This is a genomic window from Pseudomonas sp. CFSAN084952 (assembly GCF_009648855.1).
In the GTDB taxonomy this organism is placed as follows: Bacteria; Pseudomonadota; Gammaproteobacteria; order Pseudomonadales; family Pseudomonadaceae; genus Aquipseudomonas; species Aquipseudomonas paracarnis.
Genome location: NZ_CP045767.1, coordinates 5,934,363 through 5,950,683, shown reverse-complemented (window position 1 = coordinate 5,950,683; position 16,321 = coordinate 5,934,363). Strand labels below are relative to the sequence as shown.

The 16,321-nt window shown below is 62.2% G+C and carries 13 protein-coding genes; 9 read left to right on the top strand and 4 right to left on the bottom strand.

The genetic code is table 11. From position 1 onward, the window contains the following. Positions 1-5: 5 nt before the first annotated feature. The 8 genes from GH769_RS27135 to GH769_RS27100 are packed head-to-tail and all read left to right on the top strand — an operon-like array spanning position 6 to position 6,496. Positions 6-1,253 carry an NAD(P)/FAD-dependent oxidoreductase gene (locus GH769_RS27135; RefSeq protein ID WP_153649946.1) on the top strand — a complete coding sequence of 416 codons (1,248 nt, stop codon included), beginning with the start codon at positions 6-8 and terminating at the stop codon, positions 1,251-1,253. Beyond that, the gene (locus GH769_RS27130) at positions 1,250-1,999 is read left to right on the top strand and encodes a class I SAM-dependent methyltransferase (RefSeq protein ID WP_032904084.1); all 750 of its coding nucleotides are present in this window, start codon (positions 1,250-1,252) and stop codon (positions 1,997-1,999) included. The genes GH769_RS27135 and GH769_RS27130 overlap by 4 nt, the downstream gene beginning before the upstream one ends. Then, on the top strand, positions 1,996-2,478 hold the full coding sequence (locus GH769_RS27125) for a hypothetical protein (RefSeq protein WP_032904085.1): 483 nt from the start codon (positions 1,996-1,998) through the stop codon (positions 2,476-2,478). Before GH769_RS27130 ends, GH769_RS27125 begins: the two co-directional genes overlap by 4 nt. Next, the gene (locus GH769_RS27120; protein WP_019818330.1) at positions 2,475-3,641 is read left to right on the top strand and encodes a beta-ketoacyl-[acyl-carrier-protein] synthase family protein; all 1,167 of its coding nucleotides are present in this window, start codon (positions 2,475-2,477) and stop codon (positions 3,639-3,641) included. Before GH769_RS27125 ends, GH769_RS27120 begins: the two co-directional genes overlap by 4 nt. Continuing rightward, positions 3,638-4,099, top strand: a complete 462-nt coding sequence (locus GH769_RS27115; RefSeq protein WP_032904086.1) for a hotdog family protein — start codon at positions 3,638-3,640, stop codon at positions 4,097-4,099. The genes GH769_RS27120 and GH769_RS27115 overlap by 4 nt, the downstream gene beginning before the upstream one ends. Beyond that, positions 4,096-4,824, top strand: coding sequence for a 3-oxoacyl-ACP reductase FabG (fabG, locus tag GH769_RS27110; RefSeq protein WP_014716589.1), 729 nt, complete (start codon positions 4,096-4,098; stop codon positions 4,822-4,824). The genes GH769_RS27115 and fabG overlap by 4 nt, the downstream gene beginning before the upstream one ends. After that, positions 4,824-6,050: a beta-ketoacyl-ACP synthase gene (locus tag GH769_RS27105; protein WP_014716588.1), complete on the top strand. Its 1,227-nt coding sequence runs from the start codon at positions 4,824-4,826 to the stop codon at positions 6,048-6,050. Before fabG ends, GH769_RS27105 begins: the two co-directional genes overlap by 1 nt. Positions 6,051-6,076: 26 nt before the next feature. After that, positions 6,077-6,496, top strand: a complete 420-nt coding sequence (locus GH769_RS27100; protein ID WP_020301670.1) for a hypothetical protein — start codon at positions 6,077-6,079, stop codon at positions 6,494-6,496. Positions 6,497-6,597: 101 nt separating this feature from the next. On the opposite strand, the gene GH769_RS27095 is transcribed toward GH769_RS27100, so the two are convergent. Then, positions 6,598-7,491: a LysR family transcriptional regulator gene (locus GH769_RS27095; RefSeq protein ID WP_014716587.1), complete on the bottom strand. Its 894-nt coding sequence runs from the start codon at positions 7,489-7,491 to the stop codon at positions 6,598-6,600. Positions 7,492-7,675: 184 nt separating this feature from the next. On the opposite strand from GH769_RS27095, the gene GH769_RS27090 reads away from it, so the two are divergent. Then, positions 7,676-8,890: an MFS transporter gene (locus GH769_RS27090; protein WP_019818333.1), complete on the top strand. Its 1,215-nt coding sequence runs from the start codon at positions 7,676-7,678 to the stop codon at positions 8,888-8,890. 100 nt (positions 8,891-8,990) lie between these two features. On the opposite strand, the gene hemE is transcribed toward GH769_RS27090, so the two are convergent. The 3 genes from hemE to gltB all read right to left on the bottom strand — a co-directional run bounded on the left by hemE (position 8,991) and on the right by gltB (position 16,178). Next, entirely contained in the window at positions 8,991-10,058 is a 1,068-nt protein-coding gene (gene hemE, locus GH769_RS27085; protein WP_032904087.1) for a uroporphyrinogen decarboxylase, read from the bottom strand. Positions 10,059-10,281: 223 nt separating this feature from the next. Further along, positions 10,282-11,700, bottom strand: coding sequence for an FAD-dependent oxidoreductase (locus GH769_RS27080; RefSeq protein ID WP_003187920.1), 1,419 nt, complete (start codon positions 11,698-11,700; stop codon positions 10,282-10,284). Between the two features lie 32 nt (positions 11,701-11,732). Next, complete coding sequence (gene gltB / locus GH769_RS27075) at positions 11,733-16,178, bottom strand: glutamate synthase large subunit (RefSeq protein ID WP_032904088.1); 4,446 nt, start codon at positions 16,176-16,178, stop codon at positions 11,733-11,735. Positions 16,179-16,321 lie beyond the last annotated feature (143 nt).

Below are 16,321 nucleotides of genomic sequence, written 5' to 3'. Positions count from 1 at the left end.
CCCTCGTGCCCACAGTTGAAATGGAACGTCGCCAGGTGGTGGTGATCGGTGCCGGGCCTTCCGGTGCCATCGCGGCCGCGCTGTTAAAGCGTAAAGGGCATGATGTATTGATCATCGAGCGCGAGCATTTCCCGCGTTTCTCGATTGGCGAAAGCCTGCTGTCGCACTGCATCGACTTTATCGAAGAAGCCGGCATGCTCGACGCTGTGCAAGCCGCAGGCTTCCAGGTAAAAACCGGCGCGGCCTTCGCCTGGGGCGAGCGCTACAGTGCCTTTGATTTCAGCGACACCTTCAGCAACGGCAAGCCCACCACCTTCCAGGTGCAGCGCGGCGAGTTCGACAAATTGCTGGCCGACCAGGCGGCACTGCAAGGCGTGGAAATCCGCTATGGCCAAACCATTGTCGGCGTGGATTTTTCTGCCGAGAGCCGGTATTTGCATGTGCGCCGCCAGAATGGCAGCGAGTACCACCTCAAGGCGAGGTTCGTGCTCGATGCCAGTGGCTATGGCCGTGTGTTGCCACGCCTGCTGGACCTGGAAGCACCGTCGAATTTCCCGCTGCGCCAGGCCGTATTCACCCACGTCGAGGACCGTATCGAACACCCAGGCTTTGACCGCAGCAAAATCCTGGTGACCACTCACCCGACCCAGCGCGACATCTGGTTCTGGACCATCCCGTTCAGTAACGGCCGTTGCTCGGTGGGCGTGGTCGCGGCCAAGGAGCATTTCGAGAGTGCCGACAGCGACCTCGACGCCTGCCTGCGCGGCTTTATCGAGCAAACCCCAAGCCTGTCCGGCGTGCTGCAAAATGCCGTCTGGGACACCCCGGCGCGCACCATCGGCGGCTACTCGGCCAACGTCAAAACCCTGCACGGCCCAGGCTTTGCGCTGCTGGGCAATGCGGCGGAGTTCCTCGACCCGGTGTTCTCTTCCGGCGTGACCATTGCCATGCGTTCGGCGAGCATGGCCGCAGGGGTGCTGCACCGCCAATTGAGCGGCGAAACAGTGGACTGGCAAACCGAGTTCGCCGAACCGCTCAAGCGCGGTGTCGATACCTTCCGTTGCTACGTCGAGGGTTGGTATGCGGGCACGTTCCAGGACGTGATTTTCCATCCTGGCAGTTCACCGGAGATTCGCCGCATGATCAGCTCTATCCTGGCCGGTTACGCCTGGGATGAACGCAACCCGTTTGTCAGCGAGCCGAAACGGCGCTTGCGGATGTTGTCGGATATTTGTGCGAGTGAAGCGGTATGAGCAGCCCGGGCGTCGAAAAAAACTACCTGAGTCAAAACTACGTCGAAGAAACCAAGTTCGGTTTCTGGTTCCTGCGCAGCCATACCTGGCAGCATCACGTGTTGCGCGTGGCGATCAATGACCTGCGCAGCCTGTTCAGCGAGCCGCTGCCGGTGGCGCCGGTGTTGCTGGATGCCGGTTGCGGCCAAGGCAAATCCTTCCAGTTGCTGCATCAGGTATTTGCGCCTTCGCGCCTGATCGGCCTGGATGCGGACCCTCACAGCCTGGCACTGAGCCGCGAAGAAGCCGCGCGGCTGGGCCTGGATGTGGAGTTGATCGGCAGCGACTGCGCAACCCTCAACCTAGCGGATGCCAGCGTCGATATCCTGTTCTGCCACCAGACCTTCCATCATCTGGTGGAACAACATCGCGCACTCAAGGAGTTCTATCGGGTGCTCAAGCCGGGCGGCTATCTGCTGTTTGCCGAATCCACCGAAGCTTACATCGACACCTGGGTGATTCGCTGGCTGTTCCGCCACCCGATGCATGTGCAAAAGAGCGCCGACGAGTACTTGGAGATGCTGCGCGAGCAGGGCTTTGAATTCGCTGCTCAGAACATTTCGTACCCTTACTTGTGGTGGAGCCGTTCCAGTGACTTCGGCCTGCTGGAACGCTGGGGCCTGCGCAAGGCACCGCCTGTGGGCCAGCGCGAGGAAACCCTGGTCAACTGCGTGGCCCGTAAACCTGTGGAGAGCGCGGCCCCATGATGCGCCTGCTGTTGATAAGTTGCCTGCTGCTGCTCGGTGCCTGCGCCAGCCAGGCGCCGCTGCCGGAAAAAATGCCGGCGCTGGCCTTGCCGATGCAATTGCATGTGCAGCGCCTGGCAGACGGCCAGAGTCAGGACTGGCTGCTGGTGATCCAGCGCGAAGGCCGCGCGATTCGCTGGTCGATGATGGACCCGCTGGGCATTCCCCTGGCCCGGCAAAAACTGCTTGATGGGCAGTGGCAGGCAGACGGCTTGCTGCCGCCCAACCCCCAGGCGCGCACGCTATTTGCCGCGCTGCTGTTTGCCCTGACCGCGCCCGGTGACGTACCGGCGTTGTATCCCACTGCGCAGGCCATGGACCTGACGCGCACGCTGCCGGGCCACTGGCAGATCGTCTATCAGTCTTCGGAGGTGTTCACTGTGAACATAGCCGACCCGCCATTGAGTTACCGCATCACCCCGCTGGGTATGAGCCGATGACCGCCTACCTCAATGCCCTTGGCGTGATCTGCGCCCTTGGCCGTGGCCAGGCGCAAGTCAGCCGCAAGCTGTTTGCCGGCGACTGCTCGGGCATGCGTGCCGAAAGCGGCTGGGTGCCGGAGCGCGTCGTGCCGGTGGCCGCCGTACACGGCGAACTGGCGAGCCTGCCCCCTGAGCTGGCCCAGCAAAGCAGTCGCAATAACCAGTTGCTGTTGGAAGCGGCGCTGCAAATTGAAGATCAGATTCGTCAGGCCATCCAAACCTACGGCCCTGGCCGGGTCGGGGTTGTGCTCGGCACCAGCACCTCGGGCATTGACGAAGCCAGCCGTGGCATTGCCCATTACCTGCAAAACACGCAGTTCCCCGCCGACTACGATTACCAGCAACAGGAACTCAGCGCCCCGGCCAACTTCCTCGCCGACTGGTTGGACGTGAGCGGCCCGGCCTATGTGATTTCCACCGCCTGCACCTCCAGCGCCCGAGCATTGATGAGCGCCCAGCGCCTGTTGGACCTGGGGGTGTGCGATGCGGTGATCTGCGGCGGCGTGGACAGCCTGTGCAAGCTGACGCTGAACGGGTTTACCGCGCTGGAAGCCGTGTCTGCCGAGCGCTGTAATCCGTTCTCGGTGAACCGCAACGGCATCAATATCGGTGAAGCGGCGGTGCTGTTCCTGATGAGCCGCGAGCCGGCCCCTATCGCCTTGCTGGGCAGCGGCGCCAGTTGCGACGCGCACCATATCTCTGCGCCCGAGCCCAGCGGCAAGGGCGCGTTGCTGGCCATGCGCAAGGCCCTGGCCAGTGCAAAGCTTTCGCCCGAGCAGATCGGCTACCTGAACCTGCACGGCACCGCAACCCAACACAACGACGCCATGGAAAGCCTGGCGGTCGCCAGCCTGTTTCCCGGCGGCGTCGCCTGCTCATCGACCAAGCCCATGACCGGCCACACCCTCGGCGCTGCCGGGGCCCTGGAAGCCGCGTTCTGCTGGCTGAGCCTGACCCATCGCCTGCTGCCACCCCACGTATGGGACGGCCACCCCGACCCGGCGCTGCCCGCGTTGCAATGGGCGCGCAGCGGCGACAGCTTGAAAAAACCCTGCCTGATGAGCAACTCGTTTGCCTTCGGCGGTAACAATGTCAGCCTGATAATCGCAGAGGCCCCATGATCGATTGGCCACTTGCCGAACTGCTGCCCCATGCGGGCGACATGATCCTGATCGACCAGGTGCTGTCGTTCGATGAAGAGCAGATCCACACCCGCGTCACCGTCAAGCCCGGCGGCCTGTTCAACCGTGCTGACGGTAGCCTGCCCGCCTGGGTCGGCATCGAGCTGATGGCGCAAAGCGTCGCCGCCTATGCCGGTTGCCATGCACGCCAGCAAGGCAAGGCCGTGGAACTCGGTTTCCTGTTGGGCACACGCAAGTTCGAGTGCAACGTGGAGCACTTTCCGGCCGGCCTCGAGCTGAATATCCACGGCCTGCGCTCCCTGGAAGACGACAACGGCATGGGCGTGTTCGAATGCCACCTCACCGGCGACGGTATCCAGGCCAGCGCGCGCTTGAACGTATTTCGACCGCCCCAGGCGGCCAACTATTTAGATGAATCGAAGGACGAAACGCCATGACTGAATCCGTACTGGTCACCGGCTCCAGCCGTGGCATCGGCCGCGCCATTGCCCTGCGCCTGGCCCAGGCCGGCCATGACATCGTGCTGCATTGCCGCAGCGGCCGTGCCGAAGCCGACGCGGTACAGCTCGAGGTCCAAGCCCTGGGGCGCGAGGCACGCGTGCTGCAGTTCGACGTGGCCGATCGCGCTGCGTGCAAAGAGATCCTTGAGGCCGATGTGGAGCAGCATGGCGCCTACTACGGCGTGGTGCTCAATGCCGGCCTGACCCGCGACGGTGCCTTTCCTGCTCTGTCGGAAGACGATTGGGATGTGGTGATGCGCACCAACCTGGATGGTTTCTACAACGTGCTGCACCCGGTGATGATGCCGATGATTCGACGCCGCGCCGCCGGGCGTATCGTGTGTATCACCTCGGTGTCCGGGCTGATCGGCAACCGCGGCCAGGTCAACTACAGCGCCTCCAAAGCCGGCTTGATCGGTGCGGCCAAGGCGCTGGCCATTGAATTGGGCAAGCGCAAGATCACCGTCAACTGCGTGGCGCCGGGCCTGATCGACACCGCGATGCTGGATGAAAACGTGCCGGTAGAAGAACTGATGAAAATGATCCCGGCCCAACGCATGGGCACGCCGGAAGAAGTCGCTGGCGCCGTGAACTTCCTGATGTCCGCCGAAGCCGGCTATATCACGCGCCAGGTGCTGGCCGTAAACGGGGGCCTGTGCTGATGAAGCGCGTTGTCGTCACCGGCATGGCCGGCGTGACCTCCCTGGGCAGCGACTGGGACACCATCGCCGCCAACTTTCGCGCCAACCGCAGCGGCATCCGGCGCATGGATGAGTGGGACCGTTTCACCGAACTGAACACCCGCCTGGCCGGCCCTATCGATGATTTCGTCGTGCCCGCGCACTGGACGCGCAAGCAACTGCGCAGCATGGGCCGCGTCTCGCGCCTGGCGGTGTGGGCGGCGGAGCAGGCGTTGCGGGACGCCGGCTTGCTGGGTGACGAGTCGATCAAGGACGGGCGCATGGGCGTGGCCTGTGGCTCGTCCACCGGCAGCACCGATGAGATCAAGGCGTTCGGCAATATGCTGCTCAACTCGGTGGCCGAGGGGCTTAATGCCAACTCCTATGTGCGCATGATGCCGCACACCACGGCGGCAAATATCAGCATCTTCTTTGGCCTCACGGGCCGGCTGATTCCTACCTCCAGCGCCTGCACCAGCGGCAGCCAGGGCATCGGCTACGCCTATGAGGCAATCAAGTTCGGGCGCCTGCCGTTGATGCTTGCGGGCGGCGCAGAAGAACTGTGCCCCACCGAAGCCATGGTGTTCGATGCGCTGTACGCCACCAGCCTGAAAAACGATGCGCCGCAAACCAGCCCTCGTCCCTACGACAGCGGCCGCGACGGCCTAGTGATCGGTGAAGGTGGCGGCATGTTGGTGCTCGAAGAGTTGGAACACGCACTCGCGCGAGGCGCGCATATTCATGCGGAGCTGGTCGGCTTCGGCAGCAACGCCGACGGCCAGCACACCACCCGCCCGGAACAGAAAACCATGCGCCGCGCCATGGAGCTGGCCCTGGAAGACGCAGGTCTTGAACCGTCCGCCATCGGCTACGTGAACGGCCACGGCACGGCTACCGACCAGGGCGACATCGCTGAAACCCTGGCCACCAGCAGCCTGTTTGGCAGCCGTATGCCGATCAGTTCGCAGAAAAGTTTCCTGGGGCACACCTTGGGCGCGTGCGGGGCGTTGGAATCGTGGTTCAGCATCGAGATGATGAACCGCGACCAGTACGTGCACACCTTCAACCTGGACGCGGTCGACCCGCAATGCGGCGAGCTGGACTACCTGCAAGGTGGCTTTCGCCAGATGCACAACGACTACGTGATGAACAACAACTTTGCCTTCGGCGGGGTCAACACCTCGTTGATCTTCCGCCGCTGGGCCTGACTTTTTAATCGATTGGAGAAAACGGAATGTCTTCCCTGCTACGCGCTGCCCTGATCACCCTGGCCCTGCTGACCACGGCTGGCTGCACCAGCAAACCCGTGCTCAACACCCAGCATGAGTTACCGGCCACAAGCCAGGTCAGCGAAGAAAAAATGAAGCAAGTGATCGTCGCCGCCCTGCAAAAACGCGAGTGGACGGTACAACGCCTGAGCCCACAACTGGTGCAGGCCGAGATCACCGTGCGCGGCCAGTTCTACGCCGCCATCGACATCCGCTACACCCGCAACAGCTACGCCATCACCTACCGCGACAGCCGCGACCTGGGCTACAAGGACGGCAAGATCCATCGCAACTACAACCGCTGGGTGAGCATGCTGGATCGGGATATTCTGGCGGGGTTGCGTACTTACAGCGTGAATGAAGCAAATACTTCGCCCCAAAACTGACCCCCTTGTGGCGAGGGAGCTTGCTCCCGCTGGACTGCGCAGCAGGCCCATTTTTTAGGGCCGCTACGCGACCCAGTGGGAGCAAGCTCCCTCGCCACAGGTTATTGAGCGGCCTTACGCGTCAACAACTCCACAAACCCTTTCGCCATCGGCGTTTGCGCGCCCTTACGCTGCACCAGCCACACCGCCGTCACCGCCTGCGGGTCGAGCAAGGTGCGATAGACCACGCCGTCAATGCGGATGCGCTGGTAAGACGCCGGCAACACCGACACCCCCAACCCCGCCGCCACCAGGCCGATGATGGTCATTGCTTCCCCTGCTTCCTGGGCAAAGTGCGGGCTGAACCCGGCGTCGCGGGCCAGGTTGAGCAACTGCGCGTACAAGCCGCTGCCGTAACTGCGCGGGAAGAACACAAAAGGCTCCTCGGCCAATTGCTCCAGATGCAAGCCGCGCTCGCTGCCGTGGGCCAATGGGTGGCCGGCGCTCAATACCGCGACTAATGGCTCGCGCATCAACTCGATCACGTTCAGTGAGTCGGGCAAGGGCAAAGGCCGCATCAACCCAACCTGAATCGACTCGTCCACCAGCGACTCGGCCACTTGGGTGCTGCTCATTTCTTGCAGGTTCAGATGCACCGCCGGGAATGCCTGGCGGAAGGCAAAGATCGCCTGGGGAATGCTGGCGTTGAACGGCGCAGACGAGGTGAAGCCGATCTTCAATTCACCCAGTTCCCCCAACTGCGCACGCCGCGCCACATCTGCCGCCTTGTCGACCTGGGCCAGCACCAGCCGTGCCTCTTGCAAGAACAAGCGCCCGGCCTCGCTCAGCTCGACCCGACGATTGGTACGCTCGAACAAGCGTGCGCCCAGCTCGTGTTCCAGCGCCTGTATCTGCTGGCTCAGGGGCGGCTGCGAGATGCCCAGCACCTGCGCGGCGCGGCCGAAGTGCAGCTCTTCGGCAACGGCGATGAAGTAGCGCAAATGGCGAAATTCCATGCAAGCCTCATTAGGTCGTAAAAGCTATCAAACAGGTCGAACAATATATTGGAAAGAATCATTAGCCAGCTATATTCTTTTTCGTATTGTCAGTCCTGGCAGACTTTCCTCCCCGAGGTCCCCCGTGAATCCTGCTGTTGCCCCACTTGCCCAACACACCTCGCCCTCAGCCCTTGATGACGTAGTGGCGCAGCTCAACGACGCGTACATCGAAAAAGGCACGCCGATGTTCATGCGCACCGTGCTGGCGCTGTTCTCCGGCGGGTTCGCCACCTTTGCGCTGTTGTATTGCGTGCAGCCGATGATGCCGGCGCTGTCCCACGAGTTTTCCATCAATGCCGCGCAGAGCAGCCTGATTCTATCCGTCGCCACCGCGATGCTCGCCTGCGGCCTGCTGATCACCGGGCCGATATCCGACAGGCTGGGGCGCAAGCCGGTGATGGTTGCCGCGTTGTTCTGTGCGGCGCTGGCCACCATCGCCAGCGGCCTGATGCCGAGCTGGGAGGGCATCCTGTTGATGCGCGCACTGGTGGGCCTGTCCTTGAGCGGCCTGGCCGCCGTGGCCATGACCTACCTGAGCGAAGAGATCCACCCACAACACATTGGCCTGGCCATGGGTTTGTACATCGGTGGCAACGCGATTGGCGGCATGAGCGGGCGCCTGATCATCGGCGTGTTGATCGACTTCGTCAGCTGGCACACCGCAATGCTGATCATCGGTGCCCTGGCATTGATCGCCGCCACAGTGTTCTGGAGGATCCTCCCCGAGTCGCGCAACTTCCGCGCCAGCAGCCTCAAGCCGCGCAACCTGGTGGACGGCTTCGTCATGCACTTCAAGGACGCCGGCCTGCCGTGGCTGTTCCTTGAAGCCTTCCTGCTGATGGGCGCCTTCGTGACGATGTTCAACTACATCGGCTATCGCCTGCTGGCCTCACCCTATGAGCTGAGCCAGGCGGTGGTTGGCCTGTTGTCAGTGGTGTACCTGTCGGGCATCTACAGCTCGGCCAAGATCGGCTCCCTGGCCGACCGCCTCGGCCGCCGCCGAGTGCTGTGGGGCACCATCGTGCTGATGCTCGCCGGCATGGCGCTGACACTGTTCACCCCGCTGTGGTTGGTGGTGCCGGGCATGCTGATCTTCACCTTCGGCTTTTTCGGCGCCCACTCGGTCGCCAGCAGCTGGATCGGGCGCCGTGCGGTGAAAGCCAAGGGGCAGGCGTCGTCGCTGTATCTGTTCTGCTATTACGTGGGATCGAGTATTGCCGGGACGGCGGGAGGGTTTTTCTGGCACTTTGCCGGGTGGAATGGGATTGGCGGGTTTATCGTCGCGCTGCTGATTGGCGCGTTGCTGGTGGCGTTGAAGCTGGCGAAGTTGCCGCCACTGGGAAATATGCAGACCTGACGCGATTGGCTTTATGTGGGAGCTGGCTTGCCTGCGATGGCGGTGTTGAATTCGCCGCCGCCATCGCAGGCAAGCCAGCTCCCACAGTTTGTTTTGCGTTTTACTCGTGGTACTGCGCCGACAGTTCGTGCACTGCGCGCAAGAACGCTCCCGCGTGCTCCGGGTTCACTTCCGGGGTGATACCGTGGCCAAGGTTGAACACGTGGCCACTGCCTTTGCCGTAGCTAGCCAGGATGCGCCCTACTTCGGCGCGGATCGCTTCTGGCTTGGCGTACAGCACGGTCGGGTCCATGTTGCCTTGCAGGGCCACCTGGTTGCCGACGCGACGGCGCGCTTCGCCGAGGTCACAGGTCCAGTCCAGGCCCAGGGCATCGGCGCCCGCGTCGGCGATGCTTTCCAGCCACAGGCCGCCGCCCTTGGTGAACATGATCACCGGCACTTTACGGCCTTCGTGTTCGCGGATCAGGCCGCTGACGATCTTGCGCATGTAGGCCAGGGAGAACTCCTGGTACGCCGCCGCCGACAGGTTGCCGCCCCAGGTGTCGAAAATCTGTACCGCTTGGGCGCCCGCCATGATCTGGCCGTTGAGGTAGGAGGTGACCGACTGCGCCAGCTTGTCCAGCAACAGGTGCATGGCTTGCGGGTTGTCGTAGAGCATGGCCTTGGTCTTGCGGAAGTCTTTCGACGAGCCGCCTTCGACCATGTAGGTGGCCAGGGTCCATGGGCTGCCAGAAAAGCCGATCAGCGGCACACGGCCGTTAAGCTCGCGGCGGATGGTGCTCACGGCGTCCATCACGTAGCCCAGGTCTTTGTGTGGATCAGGGATCGGCAGGGCTTCGATATCGGCCAGGGTGCTCACGACTTTCTTGAAGCGCGGGCCTTCGCCGGTTTCGAAGTACAGGCCTTGGCCCATGGCGTCGGGGATGGTGAGGATATCGGAGAAGAGGATGGCCGCGTCCAGTTGTGGGTAGCGGTCCAGCGGCTGCATCGTGACTTCGCAGGCGAACGCAGGATTCATGCACAGGCTCATGAAATCGCCCGCATTGGCGCGACTGGCGCGGTATTCCGGCAGGTAGCGACCGGCTTGACGCATCATCCACACCGGGGTGACGTCTACGGGTTGCTTGAGCAGGGCACGAAGGAAACGGTCGTTCTTGAGGGCAGTCATGTCGGCATCCGCAAAAAAAGTGCGGGCATTTTCTCAGAGCGCGACGCAAAAGGCACGGAATGCACCGTGCCTTTTGTCTATCGGGTCAATTTGTCGCGGCAATGCCGCCGCAGGATCGTTCCCACGCTCCGCGTGGTAACGCCTCCTGTGACGATCCGCGTCATGCTGTTCGGGACGCGGAGCGTCCCTGGCGGCATTCCCACGCGGAGCGTGGGAATGATCATCAGACTTGGAGGTAGTCCAGGATGCCTTCGGCGGCGTTACGGCCTTCGAAGATCGCGGTGACCACCAGGTCCGACCCGCGCACCATGTCGCCACCGGCGAAGATCTTCGGGTTGCTGGTCTGGTGCTTGTACTGGCCTTGCTCCGGGGCGACGACGCGGCCCTGGCTGTCGGTCTGGATCTCGAACTGCTCGAACCACGGTGCCGGGCTTGGGCGGAAACCGAAGGCGATGACCACGGCGTCAGCCGGGATGATTTCTTCGGAACCCGGGATCGGCTCGGGGCTGCGACGGCCACGGGCATCCGGCTCGCCGAGACGGGTCTCGACCACCTTCACACCTTCGACGCGGTCTTCACCGACGATGGCGATCGGCTGGCGGTTGTAGAGAAATTTCACGCCTTCTTCCTTGGCGTTCTTCACCTCTTTGCGCGAGCCGGGCATGTTGGCTTCGTCACGGCGATACGCGCAGGTCACCGACTTGGCGCCCTGGCGGATCGAGGTGCGGTTGCAGTCCATCGCGGTGTCGCCACCGCCCAGCACCACGACCTTCTTGCCCTTCATATCGACGAAATCTTCCGGCGACTTTTCAAAGCCCAGGTTGCGGTTGACGTTGGCGATCAGGAAGTCGAGCGCGTCATACACGCCTGGCAAGTCCTCACCGGCAAAGCCGCCCTTCATGTAGGTGTAGGTGCCCATGCCCATGAACACCGCATCGTATTCGGCGAGCAGTTGCTCCATGGTGATGTCTTTGCCGATTTCGGTATTGAGACGGAACTCGATACCCATGCCGGTGAACACTTCACGACGGTGGCTCAGTACGGTTTTTTCCAGCTTGAACTCGGGAATGCCGAAGGTCAGCAAGCCACCGATTTCCGGATTCTTGTCGAACACCACCGGGGTCACGCCGCCACGCACCAACACGTCGGCACACCCCAGGCCAGCAGGGCCTGCGCCGATGATCGCGACGCGCTTGCCGGTCGGCTTGACCTTGGACATGTCCGGGCGCCAGCCCATGGCGAACGCGGTGTCGGTGATGTACTTCTCCACCGAACCGATGGTCACCGCGCCGAAGCCGTCGTTGAGGGTGCAGGCCCCTTCACACAGCCGGTCTTGCGGACACACCCGGCCGCAGACTTCCGGCAGGGTATTGGTCTGGTGAGACAGCTCGGCGGCGGCGAGGATGTTGCCCTCGGCCACCAGCTTGAGCCAGTTGGGAATGAAGTTGTGCACCGGGCACTTCCATTCGCAATACGGGTTACCGCAACCCAGGCAGCGATGGGCCTGATCGGCCGAGTGCTGGGGTTTGAAGGGTTCGTAGATTTCCACGAACTCTTTCTTGCGTTGACGCAACAGTTTCTTCTTCGGATCTTTGCGCCCGACATCGATGAACTGGAAGTCGTTATTCAGACGTTCAGCCATGTTAAAACCTCATCAAACTGTTCAGGCGCATATCACTGCGGGTTGGCACGGATGCTGGAAAGCAACGATTTCAGGTTGGCAGCCTTGGGCTTGACCAGCCAGAAACGACGCAGGTAATCATCGAGGTTTTCGGCGAGGTTACGACCCCATTCGCTGCCGGTCTCTTCGACATACTCGTCCAGCACGTGCTGCAAGTGGTTCCGGTAGGACTCCATGGCTTCGCCGCTGATGCGCTGGATCTCGACCAACTCGTGGTTGACCTTGTCGACGAAGGTGTTGTCCTGGTCGAGCACGTAGGCGAAACCGCCGGTCATGCCCGAACCGAAGTTGTAACCGGTCTTGCCCAGTACCGCGACAAAGCCTCCGGTCATGTACTCGCAGCAGTGATCGCCAGTACCTTCCACCACGGTGTGGGCACCGGAGTTACGCACGGCGAAACGCTCACCGGCGGTACCTGCGGCAAACAGCTTGCCACCGGTGGCGCCGTACAAGCAGGTGTTGCCAATGATGGCGCTGTCCTGGGTCTTGTACACGCTGCCAGCCGGCGGGACGATGACCAGCTTGCCGCCGGTCATGCCCTTGCCCACGTAGTCGTTGGCGTCGCCTTCCAGGTACATGTGCAGGCCGCCGGCGTTCCACACGCCGAAGCTTTGGCCCGCAGTGCCCTTGAAGCGGAAGGTGATCGGCGCTTTCGCCATGCCCTGGTTGCCGTGCTTGCGTGCGATTTCGCCGGAGATGCGTGCGCCGATGGAACGGTCGCAGTTGCAGATATCCAGGGCGAATTCGCCACCGCTGGCGTCGTTGATCGAGGAGCCGGCCATTTCGACCATTTTCTCGGCCAACAGGCCTTTGTCGAACGGTGGGTTGCGGTCCACCTGGCAGAACTGTGGCTTGTCTGCCGGGATGTGATCGCTGCCCAACAGCGGGGTGAGGTCCAGATGTTGTTGCTTGGCGGTCTGGCCTTCGAGGATATCCAACAGGTCGGTGCGACCGATCAGCTCTTCCAGCGAACGTACGCCCAGCTTGGCCAGCCACTCACGGGTTTCTCCGGCGACGTAGGTGAAGAAATTCACCACCATGTCGACGGTGCCGATGTAGTGATCCTTGCGCAGTTTTTCGTTCTGAGTCGCTACGCCGGTAGCGCAGTTGTTCAGGTGGCAGATGCGCAGGTATTTGCAGCCCAGGGCGATCATTGGCGCGGTGCCGAAGCCGAAGCTTTCGGCGCCGAGGATCGCGGCCTTGATCACGTCGAGGCCGGTTTTCAGGCCGCCGTCGGTCTGTACTCGCACCTTGCCGCGCAGATCGTTGCCGCGCAGGGTCTGGTGGGTTTCGGCCAGGCCGAGTTCCCACGGCGCACCGGCGTACTTGATCGAGGTCAGCGGCGAAGCGCCGGTGCCGCCATCGTAGCCGGAGATGGTGATCAGGTCGGCATAGGCCTTGGCCACACCGGCGGCAATGGTGCCGACGCCGGCTTCTGCGACCAGTTTCACCGAGACCAGGGCCTGAGGGTTGACTTGTTTGAGGTCGAAGATCAGCTGCGACAAGTCTTCAATCGAGTAGATGTCATGGTGCGGCGGTGGCGAAATCAGGGTCACGCCCGGTACGGCGTAACGCAGCTTGGCGATCAGGCCGTTGACTTTGCCGCCTGGCAGTTGCCCACCCTCACCCGGCTTGGCGCCTTGGGCCACCTTGATCTGCAGCACTTCGGCGTTGACCAGGTACTCGGGGGTCACACCAAAGCGGCCGGTGGCCACCTGCTTGATTTTCGAGCTTTTGAGCGTGCCGTAGCGCGCCGGGTCTTCACCACCTTCGCCGGAGTTGGAACGCGCACCCAGGCGGTTCATGGCTTCGGCCAGGGCTTCGTGAGCTTCCGGCGACAAGGCGCCCAGGGAAATACCGGCGGAGTCGAAGCGCTTGAGGATCGATTCCAGCGGCTCGACTTGGCTGATGTCCATCGGCGTGTCCAGGGTCTTCACCTTGAACAAGTCGCGGATCATCGACACCGGGCGGTTATCCACCAGGCTCGTGTATTCCTTGAACTTGGCGTAGTCACCCTGCTGTACAGCGGCTTGCAGAGTGTTGACCACGTCGGGGTTGTAGGCATGGTATTCGCCACCGTGCACGAACTTGAGCAGGCCACCTTGCTGGATCGGCTTGCGCGCGCTCCAGGCCTCCAAGGCCAGGGCTTTTTGCTCGGCTTCGATGTCGACGAAACGCGCACCCTTGATGCGGCTCGGTACGCCACGGAAGCTCAGCTCGCAGACTTCTTCGGACAGGCCGATGGCTTCGAACAACTGAGCGCCACGGTACGAGGTGACCGTAGAGATGCCCATCTTCGACAGGATCTTCAGCAGCCCCTTGGTAATGCCCTTGCGGTAGTTCTTGAACACCTCATAGAGGTCGCCCAGCACTTCACCGGTACGGATCAGGTCACCCAGCACTTCGTACGCGAGGAACGGGTACACCGCCGAGGCGCCGAAACCGATCAGCACCGCAAAGTGGTGCGGGTCGCGGGCGGTGGCGGTTTCCACGAGGATATTGGAGTCGCAGCGCAGGCCTTTTTCGGTCAGGCGATGGTGCACCGCGCCGGTCGCCAGGGACGCGTGGATCGGCAACTTGCCCGGCGCGATGTGGCGGTCGGTCAGTACGATCTGGGTACGGCCGGCGCGCACGGCTTCTTCAGCCTGGTCAGCAACGTTACGTACAGCCGCTTCAAGGCCCAGGCTCTCGTCGTAGTTCAGGTCGATGATCTGGCGGTCGAAGCCTGGACGCTCCAGGGTCATCAGCGAGCGCCATTTGGCCGGAGAAATGACCGGCGAGCTGAGGATCACGCGGGACGCATGCTCAGGCGATTCCTGGAAGATGTTGCGCTCGGCACCGAGGCACACTTCCAGGGACATCACGATGGCTTCGCGCAGCGGGTCGATCGGTGGGTTGGTCACCTGGGCGAACTGCTGGCGGAAATAGTCGTACGGCGTGCGCACGCGCTGGGACAGCACGGCCATTGGCGTGTCGTCACCCATGGAGCCTACGGCTTCGTAGCCTTGCTCACCGAGTGGGCGCAGCACCTGGTCGCGCTCTTCGAACGTGACCTGATACATCTTCATGTACTGCTTGAGCTGGTCGATGTCGTAGAAAGCCGAACCGTGGTCGTTGTCTTCCATGGTCGCCTGGATGCGCAGGGCGTTCTTGCGCAGCCATTGCTTGTACGGGTGACGGGACTTCAAGCGGTTGTCGATGGCGTCGGTGTCGAGGATCTGCCCGGTCTCGGTGTCCACGGCCAGGATCTGGCCAGGGCCCACACGGCCTTTGGCGATCACGTCTTCAGGCTTGTAGTCCCACACGCCGATTTCCGAGGCGAGGGTGATGAAACCGTTGGTGGTGGTCACCCAACGCGCCGGGCGCAGGCCGTTACGGTCGAGCAGGCACACCGCATAGCGGCCGTCGGTCATGACCACGCCGGCCGGGCCGTCCCACGGTTCCATGTGCATCGAGTTGTACTCGTAGAACGCACGCAGGTCCGGGTCCATCGTCTCGACGTTCTGCCACGCTGGCGGAATGATCATGCGCACGCCACGGAACAGGTCGATGCCACCGGTGACCATCAGCTCAAGCATGTTGTCCATGCTGGAGGAGTCGGAACCCACGCGATTGACCAGCGGGCCGAGCTCTTCGAGGTCCATCAAATCGTTGGCGAACTTGGTGCGACGGGCCTGGGCCCAGTTGCGGTTGCCAGTGATGGTATTGATCTCGCCGTTGTGGGCGAGGAAGCGGAATGGCTGGGCCAGCGGCCACTTCGGCAGGGTATTGGTGGAGAAGCGCTGGTGGAACACGCAGATTGCGGTTTGCAGGCGCTCATCGCTCAGGTCTGGATAGAAGGCGGTGAGGTCCGCCGGCATCATCAGGCCTTTATAAATGATGGTCTTGTGGGAAAAGCTGCAGATGTAATGGTCGGTGTCGGCGGCGTTGAGCACCGACGAACGACGACGGGAGGTGAACAGCTTGATCGCCATGTCCTGGTCGCTCAGGCCATCGCCGGCGATGAACACTTGTTCGATCTGCGGCAGGCGCTCCAGGGCCAGACGGCCGAGTACGCTGGTGTCGATGGGCACTTTGCGCCAGCCGACGATCTGCAGGCCGGCGGCAACGATCTCGCGGTTCATGTTCTCGCGAGCGGCCTCGGCTTTTACCGGGTCCTGGTTGAAAAACACCATGCCCACGGCGTACTGCTTGGGCAGTTCGACCGCAAATTGCTCTTTGGCGACAGCACGCAGGAACTGGTCGGGCTTTTGAATCAGCAAGCCACAGCCGTCACCGGTCTTGCCGTCGGCGTTGATCCCACCGCGGTGGGTCATGCAGGTCAGGGCCTCGATGGCCGTTTGCAAAAGGGTATGACTGGGTTCGCCCTGCATGTGGGCTATCAGGCCGAAACCGCAGTTATCCTTGAATTCATCGGGTTGGTACAGACCTGCTTTCATAGACACTTTCTCACCAGGCTGCCTCTTATATCGAGGCAAATTTCTTTTCAATTCAACCGGTTACCTTCCACGCCGAACGTACGCCGGCTTAGCGGGGGCAAAAGGGAGGTCATTGTACACACCGACACAGACGCTCACAAATT

Excerpts from the sequence above, each read along its gene's own strand:
- GH769_RS27130 (WP_032904084.1), top strand. The coding sequence starts at position 1,250 with ATGAGCAGCCCGGGCGTCGAAAAAAACTACCTGAGTCAAAACTACGTC.
- GH769_RS27125 (WP_032904085.1), top strand. The coding sequence starts at position 1,996 with ATGATGCGCCTGCTGTTGATAAGTTGCCTGCTGCTGCTCGGTGCCTGC.
- GH769_RS27120 (WP_019818330.1), top strand. The coding sequence starts at position 2,475 with ATGACCGCCTACCTCAATGCCCTTGGCGTGATCTGCGCCCTTGGCCGT.
- GH769_RS27115 (WP_032904086.1), top strand. The coding sequence starts at position 3,638 with ATGATCGATTGGCCACTTGCCGAACTGCTGCCCCATGCGGGCGACATG.
- fabG (WP_014716589.1), top strand. The coding sequence starts at position 4,096 with ATGACTGAATCCGTACTGGTCACCGGCTCCAGCCGTGGCATCGGCCGC.
- GH769_RS27105 (WP_014716588.1), top strand. The coding sequence starts at position 4,824 with ATGAAGCGCGTTGTCGTCACCGGCATGGCCGGCGTGACCTCCCTGGGC.
- GH769_RS27100 (WP_020301670.1), top strand. The coding sequence starts at position 6,077 with ATGTCTTCCCTGCTACGCGCTGCCCTGATCACCCTGGCCCTGCTGACC.
- GH769_RS27095 (WP_014716587.1), bottom strand. The coding sequence starts at position 7,491 with ATGGAATTTCGCCATTTGCGCTACTTCATCGCCGTTGCCGAAGAGCTG.
- hemE (WP_032904087.1), bottom strand. The coding sequence starts at position 10,058 with ATGACTGCCCTCAAGAACGACCGTTTCCTTCGTGCCCTGCTCAAGCAA.
- GH769_RS27080 (WP_003187920.1), bottom strand. The coding sequence starts at position 11,700 with ATGGCTGAACGTCTGAATAACGACTTCCAGTTCATCGATGTCGGGCGC.
- gltB (WP_032904088.1), bottom strand. The coding sequence starts at position 16,178 with ATGAAAGCAGGTCTGTACCAACCCGATGAATTCAAGGATAACTGCGGT.